This window comes from Sphingobacterium prati, assembly GCF_013167215.1.
Taxonomy (GTDB): Bacteria; Bacteroidota; Bacteroidia; order Sphingobacteriales; family Sphingobacteriaceae; genus Sphingobacterium; species Sphingobacterium prati.
Window position 1 is genome coordinate 1 of the sequence record NZ_JABJWY010000009.1, and the last position, 16,601, is coordinate 16,601.

General features: G+C 39.7%; 13 protein-coding genes. 6 read left to right on the forward strand and 7 right to left on the reverse strand.

Going from position 1 to position 16,601, the window contains the following annotated elements; genetic code table 11:
* Positions 1–747 precede the first annotated feature (747 nt).
* Positions 748–1,923 carry an acyl-CoA dehydrogenase family protein gene (locus HPC41_RS01305; RefSeq protein ID WP_420240199.1) on the reverse strand — a complete coding sequence of 392 codons (1,176 nt, stop codon included), beginning with the start codon at positions 1,921–1,923 and terminating at the stop codon, positions 748–750.
* A gap of 127 nt (positions 1,924–2,050) precedes the next feature.
* Between HPC41_RS01305 and amaB the strand changes: the two genes are divergently transcribed.
* Together amaB and lat are read left to right on the forward strand one after the other, a co-directional pair.
* Positions 2,051–3,580: an L-piperidine-6-carboxylate dehydrogenase gene (gene amaB, locus HPC41_RS01310; RefSeq protein ID WP_172392218.1), complete on the forward strand. Its 1,530-nt coding sequence runs from the start codon at positions 2,051–2,053 to the stop codon at positions 3,578–3,580.
* A gap of 19 nt (positions 3,581–3,599) precedes the next feature.
* Positions 3,600–4,886, forward strand: coding sequence for an L-lysine 6-transaminase (gene lat, locus HPC41_RS01315; protein ID WP_172392219.1), 1,287 nt, complete (start codon positions 3,600–3,602; stop codon positions 4,884–4,886).
* 70 nt (positions 4,887–4,956) lie between these two features.
* Here lat and HPC41_RS01320 read toward each other — a convergent pair whose 3' ends face one another.
* The 3 genes from HPC41_RS01320 to HPC41_RS01330 form a co-directional block, all read right to left on the reverse strand.
* Positions 4,957–5,721 carry a suppressor of fused domain protein gene (locus HPC41_RS01320; RefSeq protein WP_216660625.1) on the reverse strand — a complete coding sequence of 255 codons (765 nt, stop codon included), beginning with the start codon at positions 5,719–5,721 and terminating at the stop codon, positions 4,957–4,959.
* A gap of 78 nt (positions 5,722–5,799) precedes the next feature.
* Entirely contained in the window at positions 5,800–6,249 is a 450-nt protein-coding gene (locus HPC41_RS01325; protein ID WP_172392221.1) for an energy transducer TonB, read from the reverse strand.
* Between the two features lie 70 nt (positions 6,250–6,319).
* The gene (locus tag HPC41_RS01330; RefSeq protein WP_172392222.1) at positions 6,320–7,303 is read right to left on the reverse strand and encodes a hypothetical protein; all 984 of its coding nucleotides are present in this window, start codon (positions 7,301–7,303) and stop codon (positions 6,320–6,322) included.
* 154 nt (positions 7,304–7,457) lie between these two features.
* Here HPC41_RS01330 and HPC41_RS01335 point away from each other — a divergent pair, with 154 nt between their 5' ends.
* The 3 genes from HPC41_RS01335 to HPC41_RS01350 all read left to right on the forward strand — a co-directional run bounded on the left by HPC41_RS01335 (position 7,458) and on the right by HPC41_RS01350 (position 9,635).
* The gene (locus HPC41_RS01335) at positions 7,458–7,964 is read left to right on the forward strand and encodes a GbsR/MarR family transcriptional regulator (protein ID WP_172392223.1); all 507 of its coding nucleotides are present in this window, start codon (positions 7,458–7,460) and stop codon (positions 7,962–7,964) included.
* A 4-nt stretch (positions 7,965–7,968) separates the two neighbouring features.
* Complete coding sequence (locus HPC41_RS01340) at positions 7,969–8,331, forward strand: hypothetical protein (RefSeq protein ID WP_172392224.1); 363 nt, start codon at positions 7,969–7,971, stop codon at positions 8,329–8,331.
* 413 nt (positions 8,332–8,744) lie between these two features.
* Entirely contained in the window at positions 8,745–9,635 is an 891-nt protein-coding gene (locus HPC41_RS01350) for a TIGR01777 family oxidoreductase (protein WP_216660626.1), read from the forward strand.
* 38 nt (positions 9,636–9,673) lie between these two features.
* Here HPC41_RS01350 and HPC41_RS01355 read toward each other — a convergent pair whose 3' ends face one another.
* Both HPC41_RS01355 and HPC41_RS01360 read right to left on the reverse strand, forming a co-directional pair.
* On the reverse strand, positions 9,674–11,785 hold the full coding sequence (locus HPC41_RS01355; protein WP_172392225.1) for a type IA DNA topoisomerase: 2,112 nt from the start codon (positions 11,783–11,785) through the stop codon (positions 9,674–9,676).
* A 167-nt stretch (positions 11,786–11,952) separates the two neighbouring features.
* A complete protein-coding gene (locus HPC41_RS01360) occupies positions 11,953–13,311 on the reverse strand; it encodes a deoxyguanosinetriphosphate triphosphohydrolase (protein ID WP_172392226.1) in 1,359 nt (452 codons plus the stop codon).
* Between the two features lie 139 nt (positions 13,312–13,450).
* On the opposite strand from HPC41_RS01360, the gene HPC41_RS01365 reads away from it, so the two are divergent.
* Positions 13,451–14,509: an aldose epimerase family protein gene (locus tag HPC41_RS01365; protein WP_172392227.1), complete on the forward strand. Its 1,059-nt coding sequence runs from the start codon at positions 13,451–13,453 to the stop codon at positions 14,507–14,509.
* A gap of 96 nt (positions 14,510–14,605) precedes the next feature.
* Here the strand turns inward: HPC41_RS01365 and argH are convergent, their stop codons facing one another.
* Entirely contained in the window at positions 14,606–15,937 is a 1,332-nt protein-coding gene (argH, locus tag HPC41_RS01370) for an argininosuccinate lyase (RefSeq protein ID WP_172392228.1), read from the reverse strand.
* Positions 15,938–16,601: the final 664 nt, after the last annotated feature.

A 16,601-nucleotide genomic window follows, 5' to 3' on the forward strand; every position in this document is an offset into this window, starting at 1 on the left:
TTGCGGGGAACATGATTCCATCCGCTATCGCTATGATACAGTGGTAGGAAAAGTCGCGGCCCGTGGCGAATAGGAATCCCGATGTAAAGAGCCCCGGAAGTAACCTGAACATAAAGAACAAATGCAGAGAGGTGGGCGAAGCAGATGGAAGTAGGACAAATATAAGTATCTATATCAGGTTAACTTAGGTTTTGTTTAGGTTTAGTTTAGGTTTAGCTTAGGTATTACTTAGGCAAATGCTAGTGAATACCTAAATTAAACCTAACTTAGAACTATCGTATTACTATCTTAATATTAGACTTATCCATATGAAAAATCAGATCTGATATGATCAAAGAAATAGACAGTCCTGTCCCCACAACCGTCTATTTCATCCGCTCGGCAGTTAAATGAATGAATATAACAAGGGTTTAATAGCTGTCAGTCAAAGGTAACAATGAATTCCACTTCTAAACATAAGGCAATTATTGTTGTAACCGATAGACAATAAGTATTTTAAAAAAAGGGACGGCCCTGCTCCAGCCCAAAGACGGGTTGGTTTCAGAAAATCATGAAACTTAAAAAAATATTGGCGATAGTTCTGCTAAAACGAGGTAAAAGTTTTGTATTTGTAGTTTTCGAGAAAAAACTACAAATACAAATTAAAATAGCCTAACCGTAGCAGGATCAAGCTATGATAAATAGACTAGCTATAAGTTTTGTTTATTTTGAACAACTGGGTGTCGCATGTTATAATTACTATCAAACCTAAGAAGAAAACGCATTGATCCCTGTAATATCCTGCCCAGTAATCAATAAATGAATATCGTGAGTTCCCTCATAAGTAATAACCGACTCAAGATTCATCATATGCCGCATGATTGGAAAATCTCCTACGATACCCATTCCTCCCAAAATCTGCCGGGATTCACGGGCGATCTGTAATGCCATATGCACATTATTCCTTTTGGTCATCGAAATCTGTTGTGGAGTGGCCTTACCTTCATTTTTTAAGACACCTAAGCGCCATGATAATAACTGCGCTTTCGTAATTTCCGTTAGAAATTCGGCTAATTTCTTCTGTTGTAATTGAAAGCCGCCAATTGGTCGGTCAAATTGCTCCCGCTCTAAGGCATATTGAACAGCAGTTTCATAACAATCTATCGCTGCGCCTATCACCCCCCAAGATATTCCATACCGTGCAGAATTCAAACAGGATAAGGGCCCGCGCATTGAATTCACTTCAGGCAATATATTTTCAGCGGGAATAAAGACATCATGAAAAACTAACTCGCCAGTTTTAGAAGCTCGTAAAGACCATTTATGTAATGTTTCCGGTGTCTCGAAGCCCTCCATTCCACGCTCAACAATTACGCCGCGAACCTTGCCTACCTCATCCCGTGCCCAGACTACAGCTAGATCACATATCGGTGAATTTGTAATCCACATCTTTGCTCCATTTAATAGAAAACCGTTGTTCTTAGCCGTCAATCGTGTTTCCATACCTCCCGGATCAGATCCGTGATTCGGTTCGGTCAATCCAAATGAGCCTATAAGCTCACCAGAAGCAAGTCTCGGCAGATATTTACAGCGCTGCTCCTCGCTGCCATAGGTATATATCGGATACATCACCAAAGAAGATTGCACCGATGCTGCCGAACGGACAGCAGAATCGCCCGCCTCCAACTCCTGCATAATCAAACCATAGGAAATCTGATCTAATCCAGCACCACCATATTTTACGGGTATATAAGGTCCTAAAGCCCCTATCGCGCCAAGTTTGGGCATCAATCCGTCTATTGCCTGATGTGCCTGTGCCGCATCTTCTATAACAGGTCTTATTTCTGACCGGACAAAATCGCGAACGGCACGACGAACCAGCTTGTGCTCCTCAGACAAAAGGTCGTCTACCTGAAAATAATCTACATTTATTTGTTTCATCATCGTATAGCCTACATTAGCTAATCTAAGATAACAAAATATTTTCAAACTGAACAATATTCATTCACAACTTGTTAAACAGAATTTTATTCCTTATATTTAGGATAATTAACGAATAAAATAAACCATTATGATAAAAAAAGAACTTAAAATACTCGGCATAACCTCCCAGAATTTAGGCTCGTCAACAGGCCAAAAATGGTTTTCCGGTGGTGAGGTATTCGAATCCTTATCTCCGGTAGATGGGAAGCTCATTGCAAAAGTATTAAGTAGCAACCAAAGGGATTATGAGACGATCGTTAATACGGCTGAAAATACATTCAAAGAATGGCGGCTTATCCCTGCACCAAAAAGGGGGGAAATTGTTCGTCAATTAGGAGACAAACTCCGTGAGCTCAAACCGATCATAGGAAAATTAGTGTCTTATGAAATGGGTAAATCGTATCAGGAAGGAATGGGAGAAGTACAAGAAATGATAGACATTTGTGATTTTGCTCTTGGTCTGTCCAGACAACTCTATGGTAATACCATCCATTCCGAACGTCCCGGGCATCGCATGTATGACCAATATCATCCCTTGGGCATCGTTGGGATTATTACCGCATTTAATTTCCCCGTTGCCGTATGGGCATGGAATACAGCCATCGCTTTGGTTTGCGGAAACACAGTGGTATGGAAACCCAGTGAGAAAACCCCATTATGTGCGATCGCCTGCCAGAAAATATTAGCCGATATTTTGCATAAAAACGGATTACCGGAAGGTATCTCCAATCTGGTCATGGGTGATAAAGGAGTTGGCGAATGGCTTGCTGCTGACAACCACATTGCTTTAATTTCAGCAACAGGATCGACAAGAATGGGAAAAGAGGTGGCTGTTACCGTTGCGCAGCGTTTAGGCAAAACGCTGCTGGAACTCGGCGGTAACAACGCAATTATTGTTACTCCCGATGCCGATCTCAACATGACGATCATCGGTGCCGTATTTGGTGCCGTAGGTACCGCGGGACAACGTTGCACCAGCACACGAAGACTTATTATCCATGAAAGTATATATGACAAAGTAAAGAAACAACTGACAAAAGCTTATGGACAATTAAAAATTGGCGACCCTTTGGACACCAAAAATCATGTAGGACCATTGATTGACAAGGCCGCCGTAAAATCATATTTAAACGCACTGGATAAGATTAAAACACAAGGGGGAAAACTTCTTATCAAAGGAAAAGTACTGGAAGGTAAAGGTTATGAAAGCGGCTGCTATGTACAGCCTGTTATTGCGGAAGTTGAAAATCACTATGAGATCGTACAACATGAAACCTTCGCTCCAATTTTATACTTAATAAAATATCAGGGCAACCTAAGTGAAGCCATTGCCCTGCAAAATGGCGTCAGCCAAGGGCTATCCTCGGCCGTCATGACAAACAACCTGAGAGAAGCAGAACTATTTCTCAGTGCTGCCGGATCGGATTGTGGCATAGCAAACGTCAATATCGGTACCTCAGGGGCAGAAATTGGCGGTGCTTTCGGCGGAGAAAAAGATACTGGAGGAGGGAGAGAATCCGGCTCCGATGCATGGAAAGCATATATGCGTCGCCAGACGAATACTATTAATTATACAACAGACCTACCATTAGCACAGGGTATAAAATTCGATTTATAAACCATTCAGACTCGAAATTATGAGCAACGTACATGAAAGACTAAGTAAACATATATTGGCAGATGGATTTCCACTGGTCATGGACATGGAAAAATCACACGACTCTTATGTTGTCGACGAAAATGGGGATGAATATTTGGATATGTTTAGCATGTTTGCCTCCATGGCTGTTGGCTATAACCATCCTCATTTAATTAAACATCGTGATTTTCTCGGCAAAATGGCAGTCAACAAACCGGCGATGTCGGATATCTATCCAAAAGAATTTGCAGATTTTGTGGATACATTCGACCGTGTGGCCATACCAAAAGAACTTCCTTACACATTCTTCATCTCGGGCGGAACATTGGCTGTGGAAAATGCCTTAAAAGCGGCTTTTGATTGGAAAACAAGACTTAATTTCGCACAAGGAATACAAAAAGAAGCCAGCCAGGTCATCCATTTTAAACAGGCTTTTCATGGCCGATCAGGCTATACGCTTTCCCTAACAAACACACAGGATCCCAGGAAGTATATGTATTTTCCAAAGTTTAACTGGCCACGGATAATTAATCCCAAGCTTACCTACCCTTTAACACCGGAGCATATAAGCCAAACAGTAAACCTGGAAGAAAAAGCGATCGAAGAGATCAATCAGGCCATCCATCATAATCCCAATGATATTGCATGCATTATTATTGAACCCATACAAGGTGAAGGTGGCGACAATCATTTTCGAAAAGAATTCTTTCAACAACTGCGTCAGATCTGCGATGAGAATGAAATCTTACTTATATTCGACGAAGTACAGACAGGTTTGGGTATTACCGGAAAAATGTGGGCTTATCAACATTATGGTGTTATACCCGATGTCTTAGCCTTTGGAAAGAAATCCCAAGTTTGTGGAATATTAGCGAATAAAGAAAAATTTGATCAGGTAGAGCATCATGTGTTCAAAGAATCCAGCCGGATCAACTCCACCTTTGGCGGAGATTTTGTAGACATGCTCCGTTTTAAATTAATTTTGGAAGTCATTGAACAGGAGAATCTATTGGCAAATGCCGCCGAAAAGGGAATATATCTTAAAAATAAGCTGCGGGAACTGATGAACGATAAACCGCAGCTCAGTAACCTAAGGGGAGAAGGATTATTTGTCGCCCTGGATTTTGATTCTGAAAATTCGCGTAATGCGTTTATCAAACGGGCTTATGCCAATAAGTTGATCATGTTAGGCTGCGGCGAGAAAAGCATCCGCTTCAGACCGCACCTTAACGTCAGTAAGCAAGATATCGACAAAACAATGGCGATCATTGAAAACAGCCTATAAGACAAAATGCAGTATTGTCAGCAGTTTAATCCTTGACAATACTGCATTTCAAACAGAATAATTATATCCGTTATCTTTTGCAAACATTAGGGCGATCGATATCGACCAATTCTGAAATCCCATATTCATCAAAAAGATCCAATAAAGCATCTGTCCCCTCCTCCAATTTATAATCCATCTCTTCTTTATAGACTGGAATCATTGCATAGAAATTAATGATCTTCCCATCTTTTGTTGTAAGTTCTAAAAATTCCTCATCAAAACTCAACATCGGAGGCAATAAAAGCATACAGCCAAAGCTGGTATTTGCAATCTCCTCCGCCTCCATCCCGTTAGGAATAGTATGTCCGTAACCTAACCAGGTTTTATACTCATGCGGAAACCGCGCTAGCCTTTTTAAAAAATAAACTGGCCAATAATTATTATCATCCTGAAACTCTTCATCTCCTATCTTCCAATCCGCGGGAAGTACCACCATCAATTCGGCTCGCTCATAAGCCTCCTTATCGTCTATCTCTTCTGGAACATTCATTGGTAGGTCACTCATACCGGATGTTACCAAGATATTGTACGGATAATTCGCGCTAGGTTTTATCCAATGCACATCAATATGCACCAATTCAGATATAATTTCGTGAAAAACCAAATCTGGCTCAGCGATATATCTTGCTAAATGCTCTTCTATCTCTTCCAAATAAACACATTGTACTTCGGGGAATAGGTCTTTTGGATCTTTTTCCTCAGGTTGATTTTCATAACGATACACAGTCGAACCTCCAGCGGTAATTTCAACATCTTTCTTTTCAGTGGAAGATTCGTCCTCTTCGCCACTCATGATTTTTTTGACTTTATCCCAAAATGACATACTATACGAATAAATGTTTAAATTTTCAGATTACAGTTTGTATTTTATTTATTCAATAACAGCAACTATGGGTTGCCGAAATCTTGTTTTGACCGGCTGCCCCTTCACTAGGGCCGGCATCCATTGCGGAGATCTCCGCATTGCTGCTAGTACAGCTTTAGCAAATTCAGGACTTATCTTTTCTGGGTTCTCGATTTCGATATTACAAATCGCGCCATCCTCACAAACGATAAAATTGAGAATAGCCATTTGCTTGGAGCCATATTTTACATAGGCAATGCTATCCATAGCAACTGCTGTACGCGTTAGATCGAGGTTATTTTGCAAGAACTTCGACCATGCCGTTATCCCACCCTTAAAATAAGGAAAATTATCCACATTTTGAACTAAGCTATCTGCTGGAATGTTACGAACAACACCAGTCTGCGCCTTTGAAGTCAAACAAACGATAAAAAATAGGACTGATAAAACAGTAATGTTAAAATTTGGTGAATACATACCTGATCCTATCCATAATCATACCATTTAACGCATATTTGCGACAACTTATTGCTTTACGTTCATCAGTTTAATTTAGCGGCATTTGGACATTGTTGATAAAATTGCCTTGATTATCCAACAAAAAGCTGATTGGATGTTCTGGATTTTTAATAATTTCAAATAAGGTCAACCCCCAAGGTTTCCAGAAGTTTTCCAATACCTGCCCATACGTCTTGTTCTGCCAATGATCAAATATTGGTTTCATCGACATATCTGCTAAAGGCATTGGTTCAACATACACTTTCTGCGGTGTATTTAAATATGTATAATCTGGTAAACGATTAAATAAATAGGCTGAATAGAAATAGCGGGCACATAATTCTTCAAACTGTATCGGATGCAGTTTCTTCCCTTCAATAGCCTTCAATATTTCCTCGTGGTAAATATTATTTGTGGCGTTATCCTGAAGGCAGGCGACAACAGCGAAGTCTTTCATTCGAATAGAAAAAATCAGGGTATTGATTTCATCACGATACATGAAGGTATCCGGCGCATTTTCCACGGGCACAACAACGAGGGAAAATGGGAATGTATTTTCAAATTCCATTGGAACAACCAACGACTGCAACATGGCATGCAGGTTGGTAAAACGCTGCGCCAAAGCCTGTGAAAAATTCATATCCTCTCCTGAGGCTTTCTGTTGGCGGATTCCAGCAAGAATTTCGTTATAAACAACCCCATAGATGATCTTTGTCATCCATTGAAAGAGCAGCAAGGGGTCTAATTGTCGGACCGCTTCATACCCTTGCTCAAATGACTGCTCAACGGCAAGTTCCATCTGCTCTATTGCTTCAGCCGCATGAATGGAACATGGAAGTTTCAAGGACTTATAGGTTACGAGATTCTCATCCAACATTTTGAACGGCTTATCCTCCAATTGAAAAGATTTCATCATCCAGACTGGAAAGACCTGAATGCTCTCTTCTTCAGATTGAAGTTGATTGCCCGTTAAAAAACAAATAGCAGGATCAAACTGAAATTGTTTGAATGGGTTATACAAAGTTGTTGCCATAATGCCAGCAAAGTTAATACAAATCAAAAATGACACAAGAAAAGCAAAACCTTATTACGATATGGTGACTTGTTTTATTTAAGTTATTCTATTTTCAGAAATTTTTGAAAATTCAAAAACTATATATAAATTTGATTAAGAAAGAAAAATGAAGATGGAATTACAAGAAGCAAAACAGCAATTTATAGATACTTGGGGAGCGTTGGGTTCCGAATGGGGAATCAACAAATCGGTTGCTCAGGTACATGCATTACTCCTTTCCGCGAGCAACCCCATGTCTACAGACGAAATCATGGAGAAGCTTGTTATCTCCAGAGGGAATGCCAATATGAGTATTCGTCAATTAATCGACTATGGAATTGTTTACAAAAAACATATTGCAGGTGACCGAAAGGAATATTTCATTGCTGAAAAGAACGTATTGAAATGGGCAATGAAAATTGCTGTTATGCGCAAACAAAAAGAACTTGATCCGGTCATGGAAATTCTCAGAGAAATCAGCAAAAATACCGAGAAAGATAAAACGCCGGAAGGCAAAGAGTTTCATAAGACGGTAAAAGATATTCAGGGATTGACCGATCAACTTGAAACCATCGCGAATAAACTATTCAATACCAGTGGTGGAGATTTATTGCTAAAATTGATCAAACTAATGATATAACACGATGAACTTTAATATCCTTGCTTACACAATATATGGCTTACTGACCTGTTATATTATCTTTTGGATAGGCCGTTTGTTTCACAAAAACGGTCGAGTTATTATTCTTTCGCTGTTTAAGAACAACGCTGCACTAACAGACACGACAAACAACTTATTGCTTACGGGATATTACTTGCTCAATATTGGTTATGCCATTATCCAATTCAGTTACTGGGAACAAATCCAAACATGCGAAGCACTAGTTAGCAGTATTGCGTTAAAAACAGGATGGTTATTATTCGTCCTTGTTATCATGCACTATTTCAATATGCTCGGTATTTATTTCTTCGCTAAAAAGACAAATTCATTTACCATTAAATCTTAATATCATGGGAAATCTAACAGTTATCGGGTATTTCATTTATCTACCCATCGTAATCGCACTGACCTATTATGTTGCGTATGTGCTTTTCAAAAATAGCATCGATACATAAATGATATTTTTGCAGGGCGACCGGAAGTCGCGAATGCCACAAATAATCTTTTCCGTATCGGTTTTTATTTGCTGAACCTAGGGTTTGCGCTTTACATCCTCGAAATAAGCTTAAATAAACCCAGTAGTGTACAAGAAATTATAGAACGCCTCAGTTATAAAATCGGTGGATTCAGCATTTATCTAGGTATCATGCTTTTCTTAAATATGTTTTTATTCTTTCGAGGCAAAAGAATCGCAAAACAAAGAAGAAATACTCCAACAACAATTGATTAATAAAACCGATCTCTAAAAATGATGTTATCATGCCTAAAATAATTATTGCAGGTGGAACAGGTTTTGTCGGACAATATCTTTCCAAAAGATTCCAAATAATGGGATATCAGGTAATCCTTATTGGTAGACAGAAAAAAAATATACTATGGACCGATACGGATGGTATTTCCGCCGCACTTGAAAATGCTGAAATGCTGATCAATCTCGCCGGAAAATCCGTCAATTGTCGTTACAATGCCAGCAACAAAGCGCAGATATTTTCTTCAAGAACAGAAACCACAAGCATTTTAGGTAAGGCAATTGAAAATTGTAGCCACCCTCCCATCCTTTGGTTAAATGCAAGTACCGCAACAATCTACCGTCATGCGGAGGATCGACCAATGAGCGAAAGCAGCGGTGAGATCGGGACAGGATTTTCCGTCGAGGTCGCAAAGAAATGGGAGAAGACATTTTTCGATTTCCACTTACCCCTGACCAGACAGGTTGCTCTTCGGATGGCTATTGTCCTCGGAGCCAATGGTGGAGTGATAAAGCCCTTTAAAAATCTTGTTCGCTTCGGTTTAGGTGGTGTACAAGGGAATGGCAATCAATATTTTAGTTGGATACATATTGAAGACCTCTTCCAGACTATATTATTTATACAAAAACATCGCGAAATAGATGGCATCATAAATTGTGCAGCCCCCAATCCGATTACGAATAAAATCCTTATGGAGACCTTTCGAAGCATCATGCATCGAAAAATTGGTCTCCCCTCACCGAAATGGCTATTGGAAATAGGTGCATTACTGATTGGGACGGAAACTGAACTGCTCTTGAAAAGTCGTTGGGTGGTACCGGAAAAATTAGAAAATAATGGATTTGAATTTAAATTTCCGACGATTTCAACTGCTTTAGGAGACATTTTAGCAGAAAAATAAACATATCCAGTGTTAGCAACAACGTGGGATAGGTTTAGCTAGCCCACGTTGACTTTAAAGTTTTCAAATACAAGAGGTGCATTTACGATGGCGCCATCACTATTTTTAATGCCCTTAAATTCCGAAGTCTTCCCTTTTTCCAACAGATTCTTCATCTCCTTTTCCTCCAGAAAAATACCGTTCAATGTTCGCCAGATCTTAAAATCACAACCGCGGGCATAGTGATCACATTGTGCCACCCGATCATAGAGCAGGATTAAGCCCTTCTCACATTTAGGACATTTGATTTTTCCCTTTTGCTGTGGTTTGACTTCCTCTTGCGCCAATGAAATACGCAATGTCAATAACTCTTTGGTAATTTTCGCCGTATAATCCTTAATATGCTTCATAAAAACATCATAAGAAACTTTATTAGCCCGCATTTCTTCCAACTTCTGCTCCCATTTTCCCGTCAGCGTTACTTTAGCGATCGAGCGATCTTTAACGAGGTTATATACGGCGAGACCTTTTTCTGTTGGAATCAATTTTTTCTTATCCCGTTTGATATATTCCCGTTGAAAAAGCGTCTCTATCGTTGCCGCACGGGTAGCTGGTGTTCCCAGCCCACAGTCTTTCATCGCCTGACGCATTTCATCGTCCTCAATTTCTTTACCTGAAGTTTCCATTGCTTTTAAGAGTGAAGCTTCGGTATGAATCGGACGTGCTTTGGTAAAACGTTCAGCAAGTTCCAATGTCAGTATCTGTAATAATTCCTCCGCCAGCAATTTAGGTAACTGAGCATTCTCATTGTCTTGGTCATCGTTGTTCTTATCTTCATCCGGAGCTTCTATCTGCTCGGCAGATAGACGCCAGCCGTATTGTTTGATGACCGTTCCCTTTGCGATCAGCTCTACTCCCTGTGCATCTATCGTGACCGTAGTGATATCCTTAATACAGACTTCAGAGAAACTCTCGACCATACGTTTGGCAATCATGTTGTAAATATTTTGCTGTTCTTTCAACATATGGCCGGGCTTCTCGTCCGTAACCAGTAGCGCATGGTGATCGGTTACTTTTTTATCGTCAACAGAACGCTTATTTAACTTTGCCCCGATTAAATTCTTCGCAATGGAAGCAATAGATTCCTCCGCATGATCGGAGAGATGCTGAAAAAGTTCTTCAATTTGTTCGAAGACATCTTCGCCGATATAACGGGATCCCGTACGTGGGTAGGTGATGACCTTTTTCTCGTAAAGTGTCTGCGCAATACCCAGGGTTTGGTCGGCCGAGTAGCCGTATTTTTTGTTTGCATCCTGTTGCAGGGAGGTCAAGTCAAACAATAAAGGAGGTTGCTCCTTTGTCTCTTTAGCTTCAACTTTAGCAACGCGGGCATTTGTTCCAACAGTCAATTGGTCGATGGTCTGTTCAGCAACATCTTTTTTATCTATTTTGTTTGAAGTGGCTTTAAAGCTAATATTATCTTTTTCAAAGCCCGCCTGAATTTTATAAAAGGCCTGTGGTTTAAAATCTTTATTTTCCAGGTAACGCGAGCAGATCATTGCCAAGGTGGGTGTCTGAACTCTACCCAAAGAAAGAAGCCCCTTATTGCCTGCCGCCAAAGTAATTGCCTGCGTAGCGTTGATGCCGATCAGCCAATCCGATTCCGATCTCGAGCGGGCAGACATATATAAGCTATCGTATTCAGTGCCTTCTTTTAAATTGGCAAAGCCTTCTTTGATGGCTTTGTCCGTCTGACTCGAAATCCACAAACGTTTAAACGGCACCTTTGATCCCAAAAAGTAATAGATATTGCGAAAGATTAATTCTCCTTCACGCCCCGCATCCGTTGCCACAATAATTTCTTCTGCCTGCTCTAATAGTGATTTTATCGTGTTAAGCTGTTTGACCGCACCAGTGTCATCCATCTGCTTTCCATCGCGCTTCACTTTCTTTGATTCCAGTTTAAAATTTGCGGGTATGATAGGAAGGTTTGAAATGGTCCAGCTATTGTAACCGTAAGCCTGAGGCGTGCATAGTTGAACCAAATGTCCAAATGCATAGGTAAAAGCATAGCCGTTCCCGGCAATATAGCCATCTTTGACTTCTTTTGCTCCCATTACACGGGCTAAATCACGTGCCACAGAGGGCTTTTCAGCTATTACAACTTTCATTTTAACATTTTGAGATTTGAGTATTGAGATTTGAGACACTACCTATACAAGCTCTTGTTTTATCAAGTACTTTCATTTTTACTTTGAATAGATAGCTTACAAAATTAAGCATGGTCTTTATAACTTCGTTAAGCAAGACTGGCTAACAAAATAAATAGTTCACAAACTTATTCAATACTAGGGATTGTTATTCCCTTAATTTTACGATAAAGCTCGATAGCATACACGTCGGTCATACCCGAAACAAAATCCAGTACACAGCGTATTTTAGAATACGAATCCTGTTTGTCGGTATAAAACTGTTCCGGAATTAAAGCAACTAACTTTTTATCGTAATTATTTTTGTTCTTTTTGAGATATGCAGGTACAAACTCCTTTAATAAGGCATCCATCACACGATAACCGGCGATCTCAATCTGGACTACTGTTGGGGCATTATAAATCTTCGCAATGGATATCTTTGAGATTTTGTTCATTTGCTTTACAATATTGTCATCCAGCGCATCCATTAATGCGGATGAAAAAGTCCCAGATAAAAATTGCTCTTGCTCACGAACAAATACATCAACGCAACCCTTGATCAGGGTGTTGATCGCCTTAGCCCGCAATAATGCCACGCGACTCGGCGTATCCAGCAATCCATCCAGTCGGTCGCGGAGATTTTCGGAACCACATAACGGCAATAAAAGCTCTTCCACTTCTTGGTAGGATAATATTTTCAGATGATGTGCATCCTCTAAATCAATAATATTGTAACAGATATCGTCAGCAGCCTCAACTAAGTATACCAAAGGGTGCCTTAAATAGCCTTTGGGATTTGAAGGATCCTTTAACAACCCCAGTTCGTTTGCAATTTTTTCAAATGCTTTTTGCTCTTCTGTAAAGAACCCATATTTTTTGCGGTGATGACTTTTTTTGACATGACCATCTATCGCTAAACAAGGGTATTTCACGATGGATGCCAATGAAGTATAGGTCAACGCAAATCCTTTTGGATCTTTTCCCTGAAAAGCATGCGTCAAAATCCGCAAAGCATTGGCATTACCTTCGAAATGAGTCAGATCTGCCCATTCTTCGGCAGTTACTTGTTCTTGATATTTTCGCCCGTCGCCGTCGGTGAAGTAGGTCGATATCGCAGATTCCCCTGAATGTCCAAATGCAGGGTTTCCCAGATCATGAGACAGACAGGCTGCAGAAATAATATTTCCAACTTCCTGTAGAAATGGATATTCAGTATCTATATTGGGATTTTCTTCCTTTAACTGCGCATAGAACATACGGCCAAGTGAACGTCCTACGCTCGCTACTTCTAGGCTATGTGTGAGCCTATTGTGTACAAACACGGCCCCTGGAAGTGGAAAAACCTGCGTTTTATTCTGTAATCTTCGAAATGGGGAAGAAAAGATCAATCGATCATAGTCCCGTTGAAATTCAGATCGAGCCACAAGGTAGCTGTCAGCTGTTCTATCTTCATAACCCCAGCGTTTTGCAGAAAGCAAATCTTTCCAGTTCATTTTTTCAGACATAACGCAAATATACCATTTCTTCAATAATTGGTCTGAACCAAATCTCAAAATGATAAATTTTACAAGCAGGTGTTGTCTATGTTATTTTTATAAAGGTTATATTCTGTATCTTTAGCATTCAATACCAATAGGAACAATCATGACTAAATACCAATCACTCATTCCAAAACATTTTGAAAGCGTTATTGAGGGGAAAAACACCCATTTACTTTTATTAAAAAATGAGGGCGGTATGCAAGTGCTCCTAACTGATTATGGTGCACGCATTGTCAGTATCTTAGTCCCAGATAACAAAGGCGACCTCGTTGATGTGGCGCTCGGCTTTGATTCTATCCAGAGCTATTTGGAATCAGACGAAAAATACCATGGCTGTACTGCAGGCCGTTTTGCAAACCGTATCGCAAATGGCAAATTTGAAATAAATGGGAAACAGTTTACACTCCCGCAAAACAATGGCAAGAATTGTCTGCATGGTGGAATCTCAGGCTTCCATGATAAAGTTTGGGACCGTAGAGTCACGTACCAGTCTCATGTAGAATTTTACTATGTTTCTAAAGATGGAGAGGAGGGATTTCCAGGAAACTTAAAGACAATGGTTTCTTACACCCTAACGAGAAACAACGAAATCATTATCAAATACCACGCACAATCAGATGCTGACACGCATATCAATTTGACGAATCACACCTACTTCAATCTTGATGGAGAAGGAAGCGGGGATGTATTGCAACAAGTGCTTCAAATAAATTCGGATGAAGTACTGTTTGTAGACGAAAATCAGGTCCCCAATGCGATCGTACCTGTAGAAGGTACCCCATTTGACTTTAGGACCCCCAAAAAGATCGTTCAGGATATCACGGAAAATGATGAACAGCTGACTGCCGCCAAAGGCTATGACCATTGTTACGTTAATAATAAACCCATCTCCCAGCCCTGTGCAACGGTTTATTCAAAAAACACCGGAATTCAACTGGATGTATTCACGACCGAACCTGGGGTACAACTTTATACTGCGAACTGGATGACAGGGAATGACGTAGGCAAAAGAGGTAATAAATATCTACCATATGCCGGATTTTGTCTTGAAACACAACATTTTCCCGATAGCCCCAATCAAATGGAATTTCCCACGACATTACTAAAAGCTGGTGAATCCTTTGATTCAGAGACACACTTTAAGTTTTCTATAAAAAAATAAAAAAGAGCTGTGATAAAGATATCACAGCTCTTTTTTATATAAAATGTCCTAGACAATATTGTTGCTATTTTCCAAGTATCAAAAATAAAACCGCCCCTATTTCACTAATTCTTCCAAAGCTTTTTCTACTTTTTCAAATCCGAAAGTCGCTTTTACCTGCTCAAACATCCGTTGAATCTGATCGTTACAAAGATTTCCGATACTACCTTCATGTGTATGGTTAACCTCTTTGGATGGTTTGAAACGCCCTTCATCTATATCAATTCCGATAGTCCGATAAGCCTCACGGAAAGGTATGCCCTTCAGCACCTCATTGTTTACCACCTCAACCGAAAACAGGTAATCATATTTTGGATCATCAAGGATATTGTCTTTTACGGAAATATTTTCCAACATAAAGGTTGCTATCTCCAGACATTCATTAAGTGATTTAAATGCCGGGAATAAATTCTCCTTAAGCAACTGGAGATCCCTATGGTAACCGGAAGGAAGATTCGTTGTCATTAAGGCGATTTCATTTGGCAACGCCTGAATTTTATTGCAACGGGAACGGATCAGTTCAAAAACATCCGGATTCTTCTTATGCGGCATAATGCTAGACCCAGTTGTCAGATGTGCGGGAAAGGATACAAAGCCAAAATTCTGATTGATATATAAGCACACATCCATAGCAAACTTTGCCAATGTGGCTGCGATTGAGCTCATCCCTTGCGCTAAAATCCGTTCGGTCTTCCCTCTACCCATCTGCGCATAAACCACGTTATAGTTCAAATCTTCAAAGCCCAGCAGCTGCGTTGTCATCGTTCTATTCAACGGAAAAGAAGAACCATAACCTGCTGCTGAACCCAGCGGATTTTTATTACAGACCTTCCATGCAGCTTTCATCATTTCTAAATCATCGACCAAACTTTCCGCATAGGCGCCAAACCATAAACCGAAAGATGAGGGCATTGCAATCTGAAGATGTGTATACCCCGGGATCAGAATATGCTTATAACGCTCGCTAAGTTGAATCAATACATTAAAGAAAGCCTCCGTATTTTGGATAATGTGTTGAATTTCTGTGCGGAAATACAATTTTAAATCCACAAGTACTTGATCGTTGCGGGAGCGGCCTGAATGGATTTTTTTACCGGCCTCCCCGATACGTTGTGTAAGCAGCATCTCAACCTGTGAGTGAACATCTTCTACCGAATCTTCAATCTGAAAATCTCCCGCCAAAATTTCTCTATAGATATTTTTCAATTCCTTCTGTACCAAGGCAAGATCATCATCAGTCATGAGATTGATACTATTCAGCATTCGTGTATGCGCCAGGGAGCCCAATACATCAGCCGCAGCAAGCTGCAAGTCCATCAAACGGTCATTGCCTACTGTAAACGATTCTACAAACGAATCAACATCTATATTTTTTTGCCAGATTTTCATTAATATATTTTTGTTTTATGATAACGAAAGTATGATGAGCCAATTATTCATCTCGATTTTATGAATTGTCAAAGCTCATAATAATTTCTTTATTAATTTATATTTATAAGTTATCTACTCTTTAAAAACATTACTATGCCCAGCAACGATTAAGCTGCTATAGCCCTACACCCCTATACACGATTGTTTCCACACCTGAAGCTATCATAGGCACTATCGCGATTATAAAAATGATCGAGTGATAAGAATAGCATTTAATTATTAACAGACAAAAATACCAATTGCAAATGGTTATATCAATGCCAAGCTATTTTAGGTTCAGGAATCTTAACAGGAACGGTAAAAAGTAAAATTTTTGACACGAAAAAAAACGTGTTACAAAAAAAAACAAATGTTAAAAGTTTGTTAAATCGCAATAAACACATTTAATAAGTAACCACTCACTTTATTTTTAAAAGTTATTTTGTCAGTTTTTTAAGTATTGCTATGTTTGTAGTGTAAGGGAGATGAAAAAATAAAAGCAGGTAAGGTTAGTAAATACTTACCACTTTAAATACACCGAATTTAAAACCAAATATGATAGACCCCAACGTCTTAAAACTTGAAAGAAATTACCTAACCAATTGTGAATCGAAATTTAAAGGCACGTCAAACCAAGATGTGC